Origin of the sequence: Silvimonas iriomotensis (assembly GCF_014645535.1) — a bacterium.
GTDB lineage: Bacteria > Pseudomonadota > Gammaproteobacteria > Burkholderiales > Chitinibacteraceae > Silvimonas > Silvimonas iriomotensis.
Genome location: NZ_BMLX01000003.1, coordinates 273289 through 292024, shown reverse-complemented (window position 1 = coordinate 292024; position 18736 = coordinate 273289). Strand labels below are relative to the sequence as shown.

Annotated in this window: 21 protein-coding genes; 20 read left to right on the top strand and 1 reads right to left on the bottom strand. The window is 61.4% G+C overall.

Going from position 1 to position 18736, the window contains the following annotated elements; translation table 11 throughout:
• Positions 1–21: 21 nt before the first annotated feature.
• From eutH to eutR, 9 genes are read left to right on the top strand one after another with little or no spacing between them, the layout of a single operon-like run.
• The gene (gene eutH, locus IEX57_RS12860; RefSeq protein ID WP_188704756.1) at positions 22–1266 is read left to right on the top strand and encodes an ethanolamine utilization protein EutH; all 1245 of its coding nucleotides are present in this window, start codon (positions 22–24) and stop codon (positions 1264–1266) included.
• A 3-nt stretch (positions 1267–1269) separates the two neighbouring features.
• On the top strand, positions 1270–2694 hold the full coding sequence (locus IEX57_RS12855) for an ethanolamine ammonia-lyase reactivating factor EutA (protein ID WP_188704755.1): 1425 nt from the start codon (positions 1270–1272) through the stop codon (positions 2692–2694).
• Positions 2695–2706: 12 nt separating this feature from the next.
• On the top strand, positions 2707–4068 hold the full coding sequence (locus tag IEX57_RS12850) for an ethanolamine ammonia-lyase subunit EutB (RefSeq protein WP_188704754.1): 1362 nt from the start codon (positions 2707–2709) through the stop codon (positions 4066–4068).
• A 14-nt stretch (positions 4069–4082) separates the two neighbouring features.
• The gene (gene eutC / locus IEX57_RS12845) at positions 4083–4958 is read left to right on the top strand and encodes an ethanolamine ammonia-lyase subunit EutC (protein WP_188704753.1); all 876 of its coding nucleotides are present in this window, start codon (positions 4083–4085) and stop codon (positions 4956–4958) included.
• Between the two features lie 14 nt (positions 4959–4972).
• Positions 4973–5632 (top strand): ethanolamine utilization microcompartment protein EutL, encoded by a 660-nt coding sequence (eutL, locus tag IEX57_RS12840; RefSeq protein ID WP_188704752.1) that lies wholly within the window; start codon positions 4973–4975, stop codon positions 5630–5632.
• 2 nt (positions 5633–5634) lie between these two features.
• Complete coding sequence (locus IEX57_RS12835; RefSeq protein ID WP_188704751.1) at positions 5635–6222, top strand: BMC domain-containing protein; 588 nt, start codon at positions 5635–5637, stop codon at positions 6220–6222.
• Positions 6209–7564 carry a 4Fe-4S dicluster domain-containing protein gene (locus IEX57_RS12830; protein ID WP_229709010.1) on the top strand — a complete coding sequence of 452 codons (1356 nt, stop codon included), beginning with the start codon at positions 6209–6211 and terminating at the stop codon, positions 7562–7564. Before IEX57_RS12835 ends, IEX57_RS12830 begins: the two co-directional genes overlap by 14 nt.
• Complete coding sequence (locus IEX57_RS12825; RefSeq protein WP_188704749.1) at positions 7549–8112, top strand: BMC domain-containing protein; 564 nt, start codon at positions 7549–7551, stop codon at positions 8110–8112. Before IEX57_RS12830 ends, IEX57_RS12825 begins: the two co-directional genes overlap by 16 nt.
• 26 nt (positions 8113–8138) lie before the next feature.
• Positions 8139–9200, top strand: coding sequence for an HTH-type transcriptional regulator EutR (gene eutR, locus IEX57_RS12820; RefSeq protein ID WP_188704748.1), 1062 nt, complete (start codon positions 8139–8141; stop codon positions 9198–9200).
• Positions 9201–9267: 67 nt separating this feature from the next.
• On the opposite strand, the gene IEX57_RS12815 is transcribed toward eutR, so the two are convergent.
• Positions 9268–10134, bottom strand: coding sequence for a YicC/YloC family endoribonuclease (locus IEX57_RS12815; protein ID WP_188704747.1), 867 nt, complete (start codon positions 10132–10134; stop codon positions 9268–9270).
• 269 nt (positions 10135–10403) lie between these two features.
• On the opposite strand from IEX57_RS12815, the gene IEX57_RS12810 reads away from it, so the two are divergent.
• The 11 genes from IEX57_RS12810 to hemW all read left to right on the top strand — a co-directional run bounded on the left by IEX57_RS12810 (position 10404) and on the right by hemW (position 18722).
• The gene (locus tag IEX57_RS12810; protein ID WP_188704746.1) at positions 10404–11372 is read left to right on the top strand and encodes a serine/threonine protein kinase; all 969 of its coding nucleotides are present in this window, start codon (positions 10404–10406) and stop codon (positions 11370–11372) included.
• Positions 11369–12280: a PP2C family protein-serine/threonine phosphatase gene (locus IEX57_RS12805; protein WP_188704745.1), complete on the top strand. Its 912-nt coding sequence runs from the start codon at positions 11369–11371 to the stop codon at positions 12278–12280. The genes IEX57_RS12810 and IEX57_RS12805 overlap by 4 nt, the downstream gene beginning before the upstream one ends.
• 178 nt (positions 12281–12458) lie before the next feature.
• Positions 12459–13175, top strand: coding sequence for a ribonuclease PH (rph, locus tag IEX57_RS12800; RefSeq protein ID WP_188704744.1), 717 nt, complete (start codon positions 12459–12461; stop codon positions 13173–13175).
• 124 nt (positions 13176–13299) lie between these two features.
• Positions 13300–13626, top strand: a complete 327-nt coding sequence (locus IEX57_RS12795; protein WP_188704743.1) for a hypothetical protein — start codon at positions 13300–13302, stop codon at positions 13624–13626.
• A gap of 124 nt (positions 13627–13750) precedes the next feature.
• A complete protein-coding gene (locus IEX57_RS12790; protein ID WP_188704742.1) occupies positions 13751–14350 on the top strand; it encodes a hypothetical protein in 600 nt (199 codons plus the stop codon).
• A gap of 213 nt (positions 14351–14563) precedes the next feature.
• Positions 14564–15517, top strand: coding sequence for a tRNA dihydrouridine(20/20a) synthase DusA (gene dusA, locus IEX57_RS12785; protein ID WP_229709031.1), 954 nt, complete (start codon positions 14564–14566; stop codon positions 15515–15517).
• 25 nt (positions 15518–15542) lie between these two features.
• Positions 15543–16139: an RdgB/HAM1 family non-canonical purine NTP pyrophosphatase gene (gene rdgB / locus IEX57_RS12780; protein ID WP_188704741.1), complete on the top strand. Its 597-nt coding sequence runs from the start codon at positions 15543–15545 to the stop codon at positions 16137–16139.
• Complete coding sequence (locus IEX57_RS12775; RefSeq protein ID WP_188704740.1) at positions 16139–16363, top strand: hypothetical protein; 225 nt, start codon at positions 16139–16141, stop codon at positions 16361–16363. The genes rdgB and IEX57_RS12775 overlap by 1 nt, the downstream gene beginning before the upstream one ends.
• A 14-nt stretch (positions 16364–16377) precedes the next feature.
• Positions 16378–17124 (top strand): metallophosphoesterase family protein, encoded by a 747-nt coding sequence (locus IEX57_RS12770; protein WP_188704739.1) that lies wholly within the window; start codon positions 16378–16380, stop codon positions 17122–17124.
• 41 nt (positions 17125–17165) lie between these two features.
• Complete coding sequence (locus IEX57_RS12765) at positions 17166–17486, top strand: hypothetical protein (RefSeq protein WP_188704738.1); 321 nt, start codon at positions 17166–17168, stop codon at positions 17484–17486.
• A 48-nt stretch (positions 17487–17534) separates the two neighbouring features.
• On the top strand, positions 17535–18722 hold the full coding sequence (hemW, locus tag IEX57_RS12760; protein ID WP_188704737.1) for a radical SAM family heme chaperone HemW: 1188 nt from the start codon (positions 17535–17537) through the stop codon (positions 18720–18722).
• Positions 18723–18736: the final 14 nt, after the last annotated feature.

The following is an 18736-nucleotide window of genomic DNA, read 5'->3' as shown; positions in this document are numbered from 1 at the left end:
CCACAACCTGGAGACCCCGTCATGGGTATCAACGACATCATCATGTGGATCATGATGACCTTTATGGTTATCGCAGCGCTGGACCGCTGCCTGACGCAGTTTGGCGGCGCCGAAGCCGTGCTGGGCAAAGTGGGCCTGGGGGCACTGGGCCGGCAGATTGGCGGCGCGGGCGAGCAGTTTGAAGAAGGCTTCATGGCCATGGGCGCGCTGGGCCTTGCCATGGTCGGGGTGATTGCGCTGGCGCCAGTGCTGGCCCATGTGCTGGGCCCGGTGGTGATCCCGCTCTATCAAGCATTGGGCGCCAACCCGGCCATGTTTGCCACAACCTTGCTGGCCAACGACATGGGCGGCTTTTTCCTGGCGCGTGAACTGTCTGGTGGCGATACCGCTGCATGGCTGTACGCCGGGCTGATCCTGGGCGCGATGATGGGCCCGACCGTGGTGTTCAGCATTCCGGTTGCGCTGGGCATTATCGACAAAGCCGACCGCCGTTTCCTGGCGCTGGGCGTGATGGCCGGCATGGTCACCATTCCGCTGGGCTGCATTGCCGGCGGCCTTGTTGCCATGGCATCCGGCGTGGTCATTGACGGTCAGCCGGTCGATTTCACTCTCAGCATGATTCTGGTGAACATGATCCCGGTGATCATCGTGGCGCTGTTGCTGGCTGCGGGCCTGAAACTGTGCCCGGAAAAAATGATCGGCGGCTTCCAGATTTTCGCCAAATGCCTTGTGGTGCTGATTACCTGCGGGCTGGCACTGGCAGTGTTGCAAGCCACGCTGGGCGTGAGCGTCATCCCCGGCATGGACCCGATCTTCATGATCAAGGGTGACGAGCCTGGCGGTGAAATGCGGGCCATTGAGGTCATTGGCTATATTGCCTGCGTACTGCTTGGCGCATACCCGATGGTGTTCATGCTGACGCGCTGGTTTGAAAAACCGCTGATGCGTGTGGGCAATCTGCTGGGCATGAACAACAGCGCTGCCGCCGGCATGGTGGCCACGCTGGCCAACGCCATTCCCATGTTCGGGCTTTTGAGCAAGATGGATAACCGCGGCAAGGTAATCAACGTGGCCTTTGCGGTATCGGCTGCCTTTACCTTTGGCGACCATCTGGGTTTCACCGCGGCCAATGTACCGGGCATGATTTTCCCGATGATCGTCGGCAAGTTGTGCGGCGGCCTGACCGCCATTGTGGTTGCCATGAAACTGGCGCCCAGGGCGGACGCAAAGCCGACCGCACCTGCCGCCAGAACGCAGGAGGCCTGAGGCATGAATCGCCGCCGGATTCGTAGCGTAGGTATCGATATTGGCACCACCACCACTCAGGTGATCTTTTCCGAACTGGAACTGATCAACCGGGCGGGGGCGACGCAAGTGCCGCGCTACGAGTTCTCGCGCCGCGATATCGTGTTTGAAAGTCCGGTTGCCTTCACCCCCATCAACCCGGATGGCCATATCCGCGAAGCCCAATTGCTGGCCTTCATAGAGGCGCAATACCGCGCCGCCGGCATGAACGCGGCGGATATCGAATCTGGCGCCATCATCATTACCGGCGAGACCTCCAAAGCCCGCAATGCACGCAGCACGGTGCTCCAGCTGGCGGAAACGCTGGGCGACTTTGTGGTGGCCTCCGCCGGGCCGCATCTGGAATCGGTCATTGCCGGTCATGGCTCTGGCGCCAGCGACCTGTCACTGGCCGAGACCCGGCGCGTGGTCAATATCGATATCGGTGGTGGTACGGCCAATTACGCCACCTTTGAAGCCGGCCGCCTTGTCGACACCGCCTGCCTGAATGTGGGCGGGCATCTGCTTGAAGTGGACGCCACCGGCCGCGTGCAGCATGTCCACGCCCCGGCGCGGCTGATCTGCGCCGAGCTATTCGGCGCCGCGTTTGATCCGCAGCAGCTTGATCATACCGGGCTGGCCCGTGTGGCTGACCGCATGGCCGGCCTGCTGCATGAAGTCCTGACCGGCCAGCCCTCGGCGCTGGCGCAGCAACTGTTGATGACCGACTGCCTGCGCCCGGCCCCGCCGGCCGATGCGGTGCTGATCTCTGGCGGTGTGGGTGAGTGCTATTACCACGGCCAGGCCGCCAGCCCGTTCCGCTATGGCGATATCGGCCCCTTGCTGGCCGAGGCCATGCACCGTCACCCCGGTCTGCAAGCCCAGCACATCCGCGCGCCAGCCCAGACCGTCCGCGCCACCGTGATCGGGGCGGGGGCGTACACGCTGTCGCTCTCCGGCAGCACGATCTGGCTGTCTGCCGTGCACTTGCCGCTGCGCAATGTGCCGGTAGTTCACCCGCAACAAGACTGGCAATCGGCCACGCCCGGCGCCTTGTGCGCCAGCTGGGCCACCGCAGCGCAGCGCATGGATCTTGATCTGGCCAGCGAATTGTTCGCGCTGGCCCTGCCCGCAGATTTACCCGTCAGTTACCTGGCCATTGAAGCCTGCGTGAGCGAACTGCTGGCCTTCGCCCGCCACTGGCCCCAGACCCTACCCCTGCTGGTGATCTGCCGCCAGGACCTGGGCAAGGTGCTGGGCATGTTGCTGCAGCCTGGCCTGGCCGGCCGCGATCTGGCGGTCATTGATGAAGTTTCAACCCGCGACGGGGATTACATCGATATCGGCGCGCCCTTGTTTGGCGGCGACATCGTCCCGGTCACGGTCAAGTCTTTGGCATTTCCTTCCTGAGAGGTTGTAGACATGAAATTGAAAACGCAGTTATTCGGCAAGACGTACCAGTTCCGGGACGTCAAGGACGTGCTGGCCAAGGCCAACGAACCGCGCTCTGGCGACCAGCTGGCCGGCGTGGCTGCCGAAAGCGCACAGGAGCGCGTAGCCGCCAAGCAAGTGTTGTCGGAACTGACCCTGGCAGACCTGCGCAACAACCCGGTGATCCCGTACGAAGAAGATTGCGTCACCCGCATCATTCAGGACGACGTGAACGAAACCGCGTTTGCCAAAGTCCGCAACTGGACCGTGGCTGAACTGCGCGAGGCTATCCTCAGTGACGAAACCTCGGTGGCGGATATCAATTTCCTGCGCAAGGGGCTGACTTCCGAGATCGTCGCCGCTGCCGCCAAGATCTGTTCCAACGCAGACCTGATCTACGGTGCCAAAAAGATGCCGGTGATCAAGAAGGCCAACACCACCATCGGCCTGCCTGGCCGTTTCAGCGCCCGCCTGCAGCCCAACGACACGCGTGACGATGTCAACAGCATTGCCGCGCAGATGTTTGAGGGCTTGTCGTTTGGCATGGGCGACGCGGTGATCGGCGTCAACCCGGTGACCGACAACGTGGAAAACGTGCGGCGCGTGCTGGACACCATTTACGGCGCCATCGACAAATACGACATTCCCACCCAGGGCTGCGTGCTGGCACATATGTCCACGCAGATTGAAGCCATCCGCAAAGGCGCGCCAGGCGGGCTGATTTTCCAGAGTATCTGCGGCAGTGAAAAAGGCCTTAAAGAATTCGGCGTATCACTGGCGTTGCTGGATGAGGCGCGCGACGTGGGCCGCCAGTACAACCGCATTGGCGGCGAGAACTGCCTGTATTTCGAAACCGGCCAGGGTTCGGCCTTGTCTGCCAATGCGCATAACGGCGCGGACCAGGTAACCATGGAAGCGCGCAACTACGGGCTGGCGCGCCATTACGATCCGTTCATGGTCAACACCGTGGTCGGGTTCATCGGGCCGGAATACCTCTACAACGATCGCCAGATCATCCGCGCCGGTCTGGAAGACCACTTCATGGGCAAGCTCTCGGGCATCTCCATGGGTTGCGATTGCTGCTACACCAATCACGCCGACGCCAACCAGAACTCTAACGAAACCCTGGCCATCTTGCTGGCCACCGCCGGCTGCAACTTCATCATTGCCATGCCGCTGGGCGACGACATCATGCTCAATTACCAGACCACGGCGTTCCATGACACCGCGACCATCCGCCAGTTGCTGGGCCTGCGCCCGGCGCCGGAGTTTGAAGTCTGGCTGGAAAAAATGGGCCTGATGGAAAACGGCAAACTGACCCGCCGCGCCGGCGATGCGTCCATCTTCTTCTGATCCGAGGCTCACTCATGGAAAAACACCAAATCGACGAGATCGTCCGCGCGGTCATGGCCCAACTGACACCGGCAGCGAACACACCCTCCGGCGCCGCCGCTGCTACCAGCACCCCGGCGGCCACCGGCGAAAGCCTGCCTGACCTGGGTAGCGAGCAGTTCCGCACCTGGATGGGCGTCACCGATCCGCACCGGCCCGAAGTCCTGGCCGAATTTCGCGCCAACACGGCCGCCCGCGTCTGCACCGGCCGCGCCGGTCCGCGCCCGCGGACCACGGCCTTGCTGCGTTTTCTGGCCGACCACTCGCGCTCCAAGGACACCGTACTGAAGGAAGTACCGCAAGAATGGGTAGAACAAAAGGGCCTGCTGGCCTTGCAAAGCGAGATCACCAGCAAAGACCAGTATCTGACGCGCCCGGATCTGGGCCGCAAGCTGTGCGCCGAATCGCTCAACCTGCTCAAAACCCGCTGCAAGCAGCAACCGCAAGTGCAGATTGTGGTGTCCGATGGCCTCTCTACCGATGCCGTCACCGCCAACTTTGATGAAATCCTGCCGCCGCTGCTCAAAGGCCTGGAAAGCGCCGGGCTGGATGTCGGCACGCCGTTCTTTGTGCGCTATGGCCGGGTCAAGGTGGAAGACCAGATTGGTGAAACGCTGGGCGCCAAAGTGGTGATCCTGCTGGTGGGCGAGCGCCCGGGTCTGGGCCAGTCCGAGAGCCTGTCCTGCTACATGGTGTACAGCCCGACCCAGAACACGGTCGAGGCAGAGCGTACGTGTATCTCCAACATCCACCGTGGTGGCACGCCACCCGTGGAAGCCGCTGCGGTCATCGTTGACCTGGCCAAAACCATGCTGGCGAAAAAAGCCTCAGGCATGGCACTGAACCGTTAACCAGGAGAACCCGTATGGCTACGCTGGATCTGATCAAACCCAATGTCAAAGCAGTGCGGCTGATTGCTTCCGTACAGGCTGATTTCAAGAAAACCCTCAAACTGCCGGATCACGTCAACTGCCTGGGTCTGTTGACGGCAGACTCGGACGACGTGGCGTATATCGCCGCCGACGAGGCAACCAAGCAAGCCCAGGTCGAGGTGGTCTTTGGCCGCTCGCTGTACGCGGGCGCGGCGCATAGTTCCTCCCCCACCGCGGGCGAAGTATTGATCATGCTGGGCGGCAGCTCGCCCGCTGAAGTGCGCGCGGGGCTGGATTCCATGGTGGCCACCATCGAACACGGCCCGGCTTTTCGCTGGGCCAATGATGCCGAAGACACCGCGTTTCTGGCGCATCTGGTGTCGCGCTGCGGCTCCTTCCTTGCCGGGCAGGCCGGGGTGCGGGTGGGCGAGCCGCTGGCGTATCTGATCGCCCCGCCGCTGGAAGCCACCTTCGGCACTGACGCCGCGCTCAAGGCCGCCAGTGTCGATCTGGCCATGTACGTGCCGCCGCCGTCTGAAACCAACTATTCCGGCGCGTTCCTGACCGGCAGCCAGGCCGCGTGTACGGCAGCATGCAACGCCTTCACCGAAGCCGTGCTGGATGTAGCGCGGCAGCCAGTCAGCCGGGCCTGATCATGATCAACGCCCTGGGTTTACTGGAAGTACGCGGGCTGGCCACGGCACTGGAGGCCGCCGACGCCATGCTCAAGTCGGCCAACGTGCGGCTGTTGCGCCAGTGGCAGACTGATCCGGGCATGATCTCGCTGATCGTCGAGGGCGATCTGGCCGCCTGCCGCGCCGCGCTGGATGCCGGCACGGCGGCCGCCGCGCGGCTGGGCGAGGTCGTCAGCCGCCAGGATATTGGCCGGCCAGACCCGGATACCGAACGGCTGATCATGCAGTTGCTTGCACCGCCACCGGCCACGCCCGCACCACCGGTGGCGCCTCTTGCGCCGGCTGTGGCACCGGCTGTTCCGGCACCAGCCCCGCTGGCACAGAGCGCGGCGGCACCGGCCCCGGCCGCCGCCGTACCGGATGAAGCCGGCGTGCTGGCCGCCATTGCCGCCACGCCCCAGGGCATGACACTGACGGAACTGCAGGCACGCTTCCCGGATATGTCCATACACCGGCGCTGGCTGGAGGCCCTGTGCCGGGCCGGCCATCTGCATCGCCGGCAGGGGCGCTATGTGATCGCCCATGGAGGGCCGCATGACGCTGCCTGATGCAGACAGCATCCGCGCCAGGGTGCGGGCGGCTGGCGTGGTTGGCGCGGGTGGGGCTGGTTTCCCCACCCATGCCAAGCTGGCTGCACAGGCCGAGATTTACCTCGTCAATGGTGCCGAATGCGAACCGCTGCTGAAGGTGGATCAGCAACTGGCGGCCCGGTACGCGGCGCAACTGGTGCGTGGCCTGCAGTTGTGCATGGCCGCCACTGGCGCCACGCAAGGCATCATTGCGCTCAAGGCCAAATACACGGACGCCATCGACGCGCTGACGCCGCTGCTGCCAGGCCATATCCGCATTCATCTGCTCAAGGATGTTTACCCGGCGGGCGATGAGGTCATCACCATCTGGCTGGCCACCGGCCGGCGCGTGCCCCCGGGCGGCCTGCCAGCACAGGTGGGTGTGGTGGTCAGCAATGTGCAAACCGTCATCAACCTGGCGCGCGCGGTGGATGACGGTACGCCAGTGACAGCGCGCACGCTGACCGTCAACGGCGCGGTGCATGCGCCGGTCACGCTGACCGTGCCCATCGGCGTGCGCCTGCGCGAGGTCATTGCCCAGGCCGGCGGGACCGAAGGCACGCAAGTGGCTTTCATTGATGGCGGCCCCATGATGGGCCGCTTGCTGACTGATCTGGACGAACCCGTCACCAAGACCACCGGCGGGATTGTTGTGCTGCCGGCAGAACACACGCTGATTGGCCGACGCCAGCAAAATCAGGCGCGCCTGCTAGGCATGGCGCGCAGTGTTTGCGAACAATGCGGCCTGTGCACCGAACTATGTCCGCGCCATCTTGTCGGCCATGAACTACCACCGCATCTGATCATCCGCGCCATGAACTACCGGCAGATCGGCCCGGCGCCGTCTACCGTGCTGGCGGCGCTGAGCTGTTCAGAATGCGGCGTGTGCGAGGCCTATGCCTGCCCGGTGGGGATTTCACCGATGCGCATCAACCGCATGCTCAAAGCCGGCTTGCGCGAACAAGGCGCCCGTTACAGCGGCACCCTGCGTGAGGCAGACCCGCTGGCGACGGCGCGGCTGGTACCCACCAGCCGGCTGGTCACGCGGCTGGGGCTGGATGCGTTCAACCACAAAGCACCGTGGCAGCAGGTTAACTGGCAACCCGACGAAGTGGTCATCAAGTTGCGTCAGCACATCGGCGCCCCGGCCACGCCGCAGGTTGCGGTGGGCGAAACCGTTACTCACGGCCAGTTGCTGGCCGATGTACCAGCAGATGCGCCGGGCGCGGCGGTCCACGCCAGTATGGCCGGGCGGGTGCAGGCCATCACCGCTGATGCAATCATCATTACCAGGCAGGAATCCGTATGCAGCACACCGTAAGTCATCACGCCATTGGCCTGGTTGAATTCACCAGCATTGCCAAAGGCATTGAGGTGGCGGATGCCATGACCAAAACTGCCGCCGTGCAGTTGCTGGTGGCCAAGTCCATTTGCCCCGGCAAGTTCATTGTCATGATCGGTGGCGATGTGGCGGCGGTACAGCAGGCCACAGCCCAGGGCTGCCAGCTGGCGCAGCATCACCTGGTGGATCATTTCACCATCGCCAACATTCACCCGTCCGTGCTGCCTGCCATCAGCGGCGTGACGCCGGTTGAAAACGTACAGGCGCTGGGCGTACTGGAAACCTTCAGCGTTGCGGCGTGCATTGAAGCGGCCGATCTGGCGGTGAAAGCGGCCAACGTGGCGCTGATCCGCATTCATCTGGCATTTGGTATTGGCGGCAAATGTTATCTGGTGCTGACGGGTGACGTGGCCGACACCCACAGTGCGCTTGAAGCGGCGGTCTCCTGCGCGGCTGACAAAGGTTTGCTGGTCCACAAGGCCGTGATCGCCCGGCCCGGCAAGGAGATCATCAACAGCCTGCTGTAACCAGCGGCGCGTTGTTGCCGGATACCATGCACAGACTCCCCGCCCCCGCCCTGCCCCCGCTGCACCGCTTGGTCACCGACTTGCAGGACAGCAGCGAAACCACCGAAAAACTCGGGCTGGAAGACAGGTTTCGCCATGCGCGCACCGGCAACGCGTATGAGCAATCTTGCGTAATCACCGCCTGGCAGCAGTTGTACGACCAGCTTTGCCCTGGCGTGTTTACCGGTGAACTCAAGGAGATGTGGCTGGATGAACTGCAATGCTTCGAGGAAACCACCAGCCTGGCGCTGCGGCAATCGTGCATGGTCTGGCCCGATGCCTGGTGGTTTGGCATTCCGTACACCGAAGGCAAAGCCGCCAGCAACGGCTACACGCCCATCGACGACGACGCCATTGCCGTCAGCGCCGGCGGGCACGAGTTTGAACTGACCACGCCGGATGATTTTCACATCATGGGTCTGGTCATCCGCCAGCACGAGCTGGAAACCCATGCCGCCACTGAGCTGGAAGGCGGTCTGGCGCTGTCTGTGCTGGGTGCGCCCGTGCTCAAGGTCGGGCGCGACAAAAAACGGGCGCTGATCCGTACCCAGCAGCACTTGCTGGGTATCGCGGCCCGGCGTCCGCAAGACTTGCATCATCCGGTCAGCCACCGGTTTGCCCGGCATGAACTGCTGGATCAATTGATTGACCTGCTGGCCGATGCCCAGGCGCTGGCTGCACCCCGCCAGAGCCGCAGCCGTGGCAGCCATTGGCGCACCGTGCGCACCGCGCGCGAGTATGTGCTTGATCACCCGGACGAGCCCGTGGCTCTGGCCGATTTGTGCCAGCATCTGCACGTCAGCCGGCGCACCTTGCAGAACTGTTTTCATAACACGCTGGATATCTGCCCGCTGGGATACCTGAAAGCCATCCGGCTGAATGCGGTACGGCGCGAGTTGCTGAGCCCGTATTCGTCTCATGCCACCATCCAGGAGGCTGCGTTCGCCTGGGGCTTCTGGCATATGAGCCAGTTTGCGGTGGATTACCAGCGCTTGTTCGGTGAAAAACCGTCGGCATCGTTACGCCGTGGCCGGGCGCTGCCGGGCTGACTGACGGGTTGGCACAACAAAAAAGCCGGCATAGGCCGGCTTTTTTGTTGTGCTGCGTAGCAGGTGATTACTCCAGATTCTGGATTTGCTCGCGCATCTGTTCGATCAGCACCTTGAGCGCCATGGAGGCGCGGCTGGTTTCCACCGAGACCGACTTGGAGCCCAGCGTGTTGGCTTCACGGTTGAGTTCCTGCATCAAAAAGTCCAGCCGTTTGCCGACGGCGCCGCCCTTGTCGAGAATGCGGCGCACTTCATCCAGGTGCGCAGCGAGGCGTGACAGCTCTTCGTCCACGTCAATCTTCTGCGCGAACACCACGATTTCCTGGCGGACGCGGTCGTCATCCAGCGTGCCCATGGCCTCCAGGAAGCGGCTCTTGAGCTTGGCTTCGTACTCGGTCACGAGTTGCGGGATTCTGGGTTTGACCTCAGCGACGATGGTCTCCATGCCGGCCACACGCTCCAGCAAATGCGCCTTGAGCTTTTCGCCTTCGCGGCCACGGCTGGCGGTGAAGTCCTTGATGACTTCGCCCAGCAAGGCCAGACATGCTTCGCCCAGTTCTTCCGGCTGCGGCGCCGTTTGCGTCAGCACGCCCGGCCAGCGCAGCAACTCGCCCAGCTTGAGTTCGCCCGAGCCTGGCGCCAGTTCTTGCGCGGTCCGTGCGGCAACGATCAGCGACTGCAACAGGTCGCGATCGAGCTTGAGCTCACCGGCGCCACCGGCAGCGGCATTGAAACCAACGCGGCACTCTACCTTGCCCCGGGCCACGCCACCGGCGATCTTCTCGCGGATGGCGCCTTCAAAGGCGCGGAACTCTTCCGGCAGGCGGACAGAGAGATCCAGAAAGCGGTGATTGACCGCGCGCAGTTCCACCGTCAGTGTGCCGGCGGCCAGTTCGCGCTGGGCCACAGAAAAGCCCGTCATGCTGTAAATCATTTGAAATCCTTGCTGTTGGTACTGCCGCGGCAGCGGGCACCACGGCCCGTCGCCCTGCATGATGTCGCCTGCGTGCCCGCGCTGCGCACACGCCCTGTCATTCTGGTGTTTGTTGCTACCTTACTACACAACGGCAGGCCGATCGCCCCCGGAATCACCGGCCAGCTACGTTCTGCCACCGCCCGCTGATTCTTGTAAGCAAGCGCCTTTACTTTCGAGAGGCCGCCACTCACAATGCGCCGAAGTGAGTGAGTATACCAATCCCCATAATGACGACGCCGAGTAATCAACCGCTGGCTCGCGGCTATCAACTGCAGAACTATACGATTGCCAAGCTGTTGTCGGCTGGTGGCTTCAGTATTGTCTATCTCGCGCATGACGAGAACGACTATCCGGTGGCGATCAAAGAGTATCTGCCCAACTCGCTGGTGCTGCGCCGCGAGGGGGATGCCGTACAAGCGACCAGCGACGAAAATCTGGCGCTGTTCCGCCATGGTCTGAAGTGCTTCTTTGAAGAAGGCAAGACGCTGGCGCATATCTCGCACCCGAACATTGTGCGCGTGCTCAATTTCTTCCGGGCCAATGACACCGTCTATATGGTCATGGAATACGAACGTGGCCGCACGCTGCAAAAAGAAATCCAGCTCAAGCATGACCGCGAAGGCGTTGATGAAAAGCTCATCCGCCACGTGTTCTACACGCTGCTCCACGGCCTGCGTGAGGTGCACCTGAACAAGCTGCTGCACCTGGATATCAAGCCCGCCAATATCTATATCCGCAAAGATGGCTCGCCCGTCTTGCTTGATTTCGGCTCTGCCCGCCAGACGCTGACCAGCGAACACAACCGGCTCACGCCCATGTACACGCCCGGCTTTGCCGCGCCGGAGCAATACGGCAAGAAAGATTCGCTGGGCCCCTGGACCGACATCTACGGTGTGGGCGCTACCATGTATGCCTGCATTGCCGGCACCGCGCCGCCCCCGGCCGACGCCCGGCTGAAAGAAGACAAGCTGCCGGATCTGGCCGCCCGTTATGGCGACCGGTATTCGCCCGAATTGCTGACCATGATTGACCGCTGCCTGCGCCTGAATGCCGACGAGCGCCCGCAAAGCGTGCCCGGCCTGCAAAAGCAACTGGCCGAAGCCGGCTCTCGCCCCGCACGGCGCCGCAGCATTTTTCATCAACTGCGCCGCACCTGGCAGACCCTGACCACCAAACCTGCACGAGTGACTGAATGAAGTTCTCCATTTACCAGGACAGCCGGACTGGCGGTCGCAAATACAACCAGGATCGCGTGGGCTACTCGTATAGCCGTGATGCCTTGTTGCTGGTAGTGGCTGACGGCATGGGCGGCCACTTGCACGGCGAAGTTGCAGCGCAGATTGCGGTGCAACTGTTGACTGACCAGTTCCAGAAAAAAGCGCAGCCCTCGCTGGACAACCCCAGCCAGTTTCTGGCCGAAGCCTTTCAGCGCGCGCATGAAGCCATCTTTCACTACGCCGCCAACCATCAGCTGGTCGAAGTGCCGCGCACCACCTGTGTGGCTTGTGTGATTCAGGATGGCATTGCCTACTGGGCGCACGTGGGTGATTCGCGTCTGTATCTGGTGCGCAAGAGCCGCATTGTGGCGCGCACGCGCGATCACTCCAAAGTGCAGCGAATGGTTGATGACGGCAAGATCAGTGCCGAAGAGGCGCTGGTCCACCCTGAGAAAAACAAGATTTACAGCTGCCTTGGCGGCTCTTATCCGCCCGAGATCGAAGTCGGCGGCAAGATCGCCCTGTCTGATGGCGACAGCATTTTGCTGTGCACCGACGGCTTCTGGGCCTCAGTGGAGCAAGACGAACTGACCCAGTTCCTGTCGGCCTTCCCGGTGCTGTTCTCCATCCCGCAATTGATGGATCGCGCTGACCTGCGTGGCGGCAAGTTTGGCGACAACCTCACCGCGCTGGGCATCAACTGGCACGAAGAAGAAGACGACAACGTCTCTTCCAGTGCGTTTGTCTCGACGCAAAAGCTCGACCAGGTGACCATTGCCACCCACGTTGATCCCATCGACATCAAGAAAACCGGCGAAATCACCGAAGACGATATCGAGAAAGCGATCTCTGAAATCCAGAGCGCGATTGCCCGATACTCGAAGTGAGTGAGGTGTGAGGTGTGAGGTGTGAGGTGTGAGGTGTGCCGGGGTGTGTGGCCGCTGCATTCGCCCCGGACACCGTCGCATCATCACGCCGGTCCTGGCCTGACCGGCCCTGGTTGAGCTTTCCACGGCAAGCAGCGGTTATACTTCGTCCAACCTCCAAAAACCCAAGGACAACCGCATGCGCCCCTCCAACCGCCAAGCCGACGAACTACGCCAGGTGCGCCTGACCCGTAACTACACCCGCCACGCGGAAGGCAGCGTGCTGGTGGAGTTCGGCGACACCAAAGTCATCTGCACCGCCACCGTGGAAGAAAGCGTCCCGCCCTTTCTGAAAGGCAAAGGCCAGGGCTGGGTGACCGCCGAATACGGCATGCTGCCGCGCTCCACCAACAGCCGCATGCGCCGCGAAGCCGCCCAGGGCAAACAATCTGGCCGCACCCAGGAAATCCAGCGACTGATTGGCCGCAGCCTGCGCGCCGTGGTGGATCTGGAAAAACTGGGCGAGCGCCAGATTCTGGTGGATTGCGACGTCATCCAGGCCGATGGCGGCACCCGCACCGCCAGCATCACCGGCGCCTTTGTCGCCGTCAGCGACGCCATCAACGGCCTGATCGCCGCCGGCAAACTGACCACCAGCCCCCTCAAAGACCACGTCGCCGCCATCTCTGTCGGCATCTTTGAAAACAGCCCGGTGCTGGATCTGGATTACCCGGAAGACTCCGCCTGCGAAACCGACATGAACGTCGTCATGACCGGCAGCGGCGAGTTTGTGGAAATCCAGGGCACCGCAGAAGGCGTACCGTTCAGCCGGGCAGAGATGAACCAGCTACTGGACCTGGCGGAGAAAGGGATCAAGGAGTTGATCGTGTTGCAGAAGGCCGCTTTGGCATTGTAATAACGGGTAAGGGGCCAGTCTGCGCAAATTCACGCTCACGAACTTGGCCCCTCCCTCGCACGATTGCTTCTAGCTACGCCAGGCACCATCTCATGAGCAGCCCCCAATTCTCGGCAGATATTTGATGCAACCTGATCCTGTACATCTCTATATCGTCCTGCTTTGCGTGGTTTATGGCTTCCAGCTCGTCTTTGTTTTCAGGCCATTACGCGCGTTGCTTTTGGTGATGCTGTTTTTCTCGGGTCAAACCAGTGATTCGAATCTGGACAAGTTTGAAACTGGCTTTCATCACTTATCGGGCAACCAACCGGCCCCTGGATGGCGGCGCTACCTGTACTGGCCTCTGGCGATAGCCAGTCTCCCTGTCTTCCTTCCGCTATACAGCCCGATTCTTGCGTCGTTGATCTTTGTCGCAGGCGCTTGCTGGTTGAAATCTGCACCCACGACTTGAACACGGAGAAGTGTTTCTTTCTCGCTGTTGATCAACGTGCAAACGCATGAGCCCTTGGCGGCACGGCGTATCATTCCTGGCCACCGTTGTTTACCGGTTCAAATACGCTTCCAATCCGTGAAAAATGAATCAACCGACCGAAACAGCAGCCTCCGAGTTGTATGTATTGAGCGCAGATGCGATCAAACAGAAGAAACGGGGCCAGATTATTCGCCTGGTCCTATTTGGCACGCCAGTCTTCTGTCTGTTTGATCTTTATATGGTGTGGCATATCTTCCAGAATCGGGACTATGCGCCGTTAGTATTGGTAATCCCTCTACTGATCGTTATTGGTTTTGTCACCCTCGTTCTTGGCTGGGGGGTGTGGCGCGTTTTACGCCCCTACCCTGAAGAGAAACGCATTTTGCTGCGTCTTGACGATGAGGGGATGCAATGCCTCGTTTACCTTCCGGATGAGGACGTCCTGGCGGGACGGGTGCCCAGGTATTTCAAATACAGCGACATTGCGCGCATCTTCGAAAGAATTGAAAACAATGGTGGCAACGGCGCATGGCGTGTGCTTTGGCTGGAGCCATACACAGGCAAAGCGGTTCGGTTAATCCTTCTTGATCTTCCGCACCCCCATAGCCTCATTCTGGACAAAATCGCCCAGCGAGCCGGGTTGTCACGCATTCCGGACAGTAAAGGTTTGCTGCGGTATGAGCGTAATAGCGCCGCTGGATAAGTTTCATGAGGTATCGACCCCTCTTGGCACCTTCTCTCCACCCGGTTTGACCCACCCCGCCCAACCCCGGATAATGGTTTGTTTTTGTTGATGATTCCGGATCGCTTCACGCCGCGCCCGGTTGATCCTGAACCGATCCAGAACCACGATATGTCCGTAGAAAACAACGCCTTGAACGCCATCGCACCTTCCCGCCGTTACAGCATTGCGCCAATGCTGGACTGGACTGACCGCTACTACCGTCACTTCGCCCGCATGCTGTCCACGCATGCCTGGCTGTATACCGAGATGATCAACACGGGCGCCATCTTGCATGGCGACAAGATGCGTCATCTGCGGTTTGACGGGGTAGAGAACCCGCTGGCCTTGCAACTGGGCGGGTCTGATCCGGCCGATCTGGCGCGCTGCGCGAAGATTGCGGAAGACTGGGGTTATGACGAGGTTAATCTGAATGTGGGTTGCCCGTCTGAACGCGTGCAGTCGGGCAGTTTTGGCGCGTGCCTGATGGCAGAGCCGCAACTGGTGGCCGAATGCGTCAAAGGCATGCGCGATGCGGTCAAGGACATCGACATTACCGTCAAACACCGCATCGGCATTGATGATGTCGAGCACTATGACTATGTGCGCGATTTTGTCGGGCACGTGTCTGAAGCCGGTTGCCAGACGTTCATCGTGCATGCGCGCAATGCCATCCTCAAGGGTCTGTCGCCCAAGGAAAACCGCGAGATTCCGCCGCTGAAGTACGACTATGTGTATCAGTTGAAGCGTGATTTCCCCAATCTGGAAATCATCATCAACGGCGGCATTACCGACCACGCTGAAACGGCTGAACACCTTAAGCATGTGGATGGCGTGATGATCGGGCGTGAGGCTTATCAAAACCCCTTCACGCTGGCCGAGGTTGATACGCTGTTTTACGGCGCCGCGCCGGTAGAGCGATCGCGGGAAGACGTGATGGCAGCACTGCGACCGTTTATCGAGGCCGAACTCAAATCCGGTACGCCGCTGCGCTTTATCGCCCGGCATATCCTGGGCTTGTATCAGGGCCAGTTCGGCGCGCGTCAGTGGCGCCGCATGTTGTCCGATGCCAAACTGCTCAAGGATGCAGACTATTCGCTGATCGAAGCGGCCATGGCGCAAACGCAGCGCCAGCCCACTGAAGCCTGATCGCCACGCTCAACCCGGAAAACCATTGATGAAACGTATTGTTCTGGCCAGCAACAACACCGGCAAGGTGCGCGAGTTCCGCCACCTGTTTGCACAACTTGATCTGGAAATCGTCCCCCAGGGCGAGCTGGGTGTGCCGGAGGCTGAAGAACCGTTTCACACGTTTATCGAGAACGCGCTGACCAAGGCGCGCCATGCCTCTCGCATTACCGGGTTGCCGGCGCTGGCCGATGACTCCGGCATTTGCGTGGCCACGCTGGGCGGCGCGCCCGGTGTGTTCTCTGCCCGTTACGCGGGCGAACCCAAATCTGACGCCCGCAACAACGAAAAACTGCTGCAGGTGCTGCACGGCAATGAAGACCGCCGCGCCTGGTATTACGCCGCACTGGTGCTGGTGCGCCATGCCGATGATCCGCAACCGCTGATCGCCGACGGCACCTGCCATGGCTATGTCTTGCAGGCTGCCCAGGGCGATGGCGGCTTTGGCTACGATCCGCTGTTTTTGATCCCGCAATACAATCGCACCGTCGCCCAGTTGACGCCAGAAGAGAAAGGCCTCATCTCCCATAGAGGCAAAGCTTTGGCGGCACTGGTCGCCAAATTGCGGGAGGAAGGCATTTAATGGCGGATGAAAAGCGCTGGGCTGTGTTTCTGCGCGACGATGGCAGTGTGGTGTCGTGCACGGAAAAAGTGAAAGTCATGAACGAGAACCTGGACGAGATCGTCCAGCTGATGCAGGACGCCTTTGAAGACGGCCTGTTGATGGAAGTGGCCCCGGCGCAAATGCGTGAGGTCCTGCACCGGATGGTCGATGCCCTCGATAACCCGTGGGCCAACAAAGACTGAACAGGCACGCCGCCATGCGCTTTGCACTGGTCTCTGATATCCACGGCAACCTGCCGGCGCTGGACGCCGTGCTGGTCGATGCACACAGCCGTGGCATCAGCACCATTGTGAACCTGGGCGACAGTTTGTCCGGCCCGTTGTGGCCGCAAGAAACCGCTGAATTCCTGATGCGCCAGCGCTGGGTACAACTGGCCGGTAATCATGAACGCCAGTTACTGGCGGTTGATCCGGCCAACCCCGAGCGCAGCAGCCCGTCTGACAGCTATGCCCGCAGCAAGGTCAGTGACGACGTACTGGCCTGGCTGGCAAAGCTGCCGGGCGTGGCCTGGCTGGGGCCGGCCGTATTTCTGTGCCACGGCACGCCAACCAGCGATCTGACGTACTTTCTGGAGACCGTCGAACCTGGCGGCGTGCGGCTGGCGCATGCTGATGAAATCAGCGAGCGGCTTGGCGGCATGGATGCCCAGGTGATCGCCTGTGGCCACACGCACCACCCGCGGATTGTCTGCACTGCGGATGGCAAGCTGATCGTGAACCCCGGCAGCGTGGGTTTACCGGCATACGATGATGATCACCCCTACCCGCACGTGATCGAAACCGGCGCGCCGTTTGCGCGCTATGCCATTTGCGAACAATGCGAGGGCCAGTGGTTTGCAGAACTGCTGGCCGTCCCTTATGACTACCAGCGCGCCGTGGCACAAGCGCAGGCCAATGGCCGACCCGACTGGGCCCACGCGCTGGCCACCGGCTATGCACGCTAACGCGGCGCCAGGCCACAAAAGAGTGAAGGAACCCGCAGTACATGCAGGAATTTGTGTTTGATTTTGAAGTGGACGGCGTGTTTTATTCGCGCCCCAAAGCCGATGCTGACTGGATGCGCTGGAAAGAAACGCCGCCCAGAACCGTCGCCAACCATGCGCTGGCGCGGCCAGAGTTTGCCGCGCAATTGCAGGTGGCCCAACTGAAACTGCACTGGACCACCCAGCGCAAACTGGCCGACCGTGAAGCCGACGGCTACCAGATTCTGTATGAGCTGGATCGCCGCAACCGCGTGCGCCGCCGTCTGGCACTGTACGACGGCAGTTTCCTGCTGGCCAAAGCAGACACCCCTGCCGCCGAATAACGATTTTCACCGCCCGATCATTTGATCTGGCCGTACGCCGAGTTCTTGATGCCCGCCATTTTGCAGCCCACTTCCAGCGCCAACTGGGGCCTGACGGCCCTGCCGCCGCTCTCGCTTTACATTCACTTCCCCTGGTGCGTGAAGAAGTGTCCGTATTGCGACTTCAACAGCCACGCCCTGCGCGATGGCGTGCCGGAGCGCGAGTACATCGACGCCCTGCTGCGTGATCTGGAATCCTGTCTGCCGCTGGTATGGGGCCGCCCGGTCACCACCATTTTCATGGGTGGCGGCACGCCCAGTCTGTTCTCTGCCGCCGCCATGGATGAACTGCTGGCCGGCATCCGCGCCCGCGTGCGGTTGTTGCCCGATGCAGAAATCACCCTGGAAGCCAATCCGGGCACGTTTGAGGCCGAGAAATTTGCCGGTTATCGTGCAGCAGGTATCAACCGGCTCTCGATCGGCATCCAGAGTTTCAACGGCGATCACCTCAAGGCGCTGGGCCGGATTCACAATGATGAAGAGGCACACAAAGCCATCGAAATCGCCAAGCGGCATTTCGACAACTTCAACCTCGACATCATGTACGCCCTGCCCAGCCAGACACTGGCCCAGGCGATCAGCGATATCGACACCGCCATTGCCGCGGGCTCGACGCATCTGTCGGCCTATCACCTGACGCTGGAACCCAACACGCTGTTCCACCGCTACCCGCCTGCACTGCCGGATGACGACACTGCGGCCGACATGCAGGACGCCATCGAAACCCATCTGGCGGCAGCCGGTTTCGAGCACTATGAGACCAGCGCCTTCGCCCGCCCGGGCCGGCGCGCCAGGCACAATCTCAATTACTGGACGTTTGGCGACTATCTGGGCATTGGCGCCGGCGCGCACGCCAAGATCAGTTTTCCGGACAAGATCATCCGGCAAATGCGCTACAAGCAGCCGACCGAGTACCTGAACCAGATGGCGCAGGGCAACGCGGTACAGACGGAAGAACGTGTCACGCTGGAACAACTGCCGTTTGAATTCATGCTCAACGCGCTGCGACTGATCGACGGGTTTGATATCGACCTCTTCAACCACCGCACCGGCCTGCCGATCACCAAAGTGGTCCACGAGATCGAACGCGCCGTGGCCGATGGCCTGATCAGCCGCGATCTGCATCACGTGCAGCCCACCGAACGCGGCCGGCGCTTCCTCAATACACTGCTGGAGCGGTTCCTGCCCGAGGACTGAACAGGTACGGTACA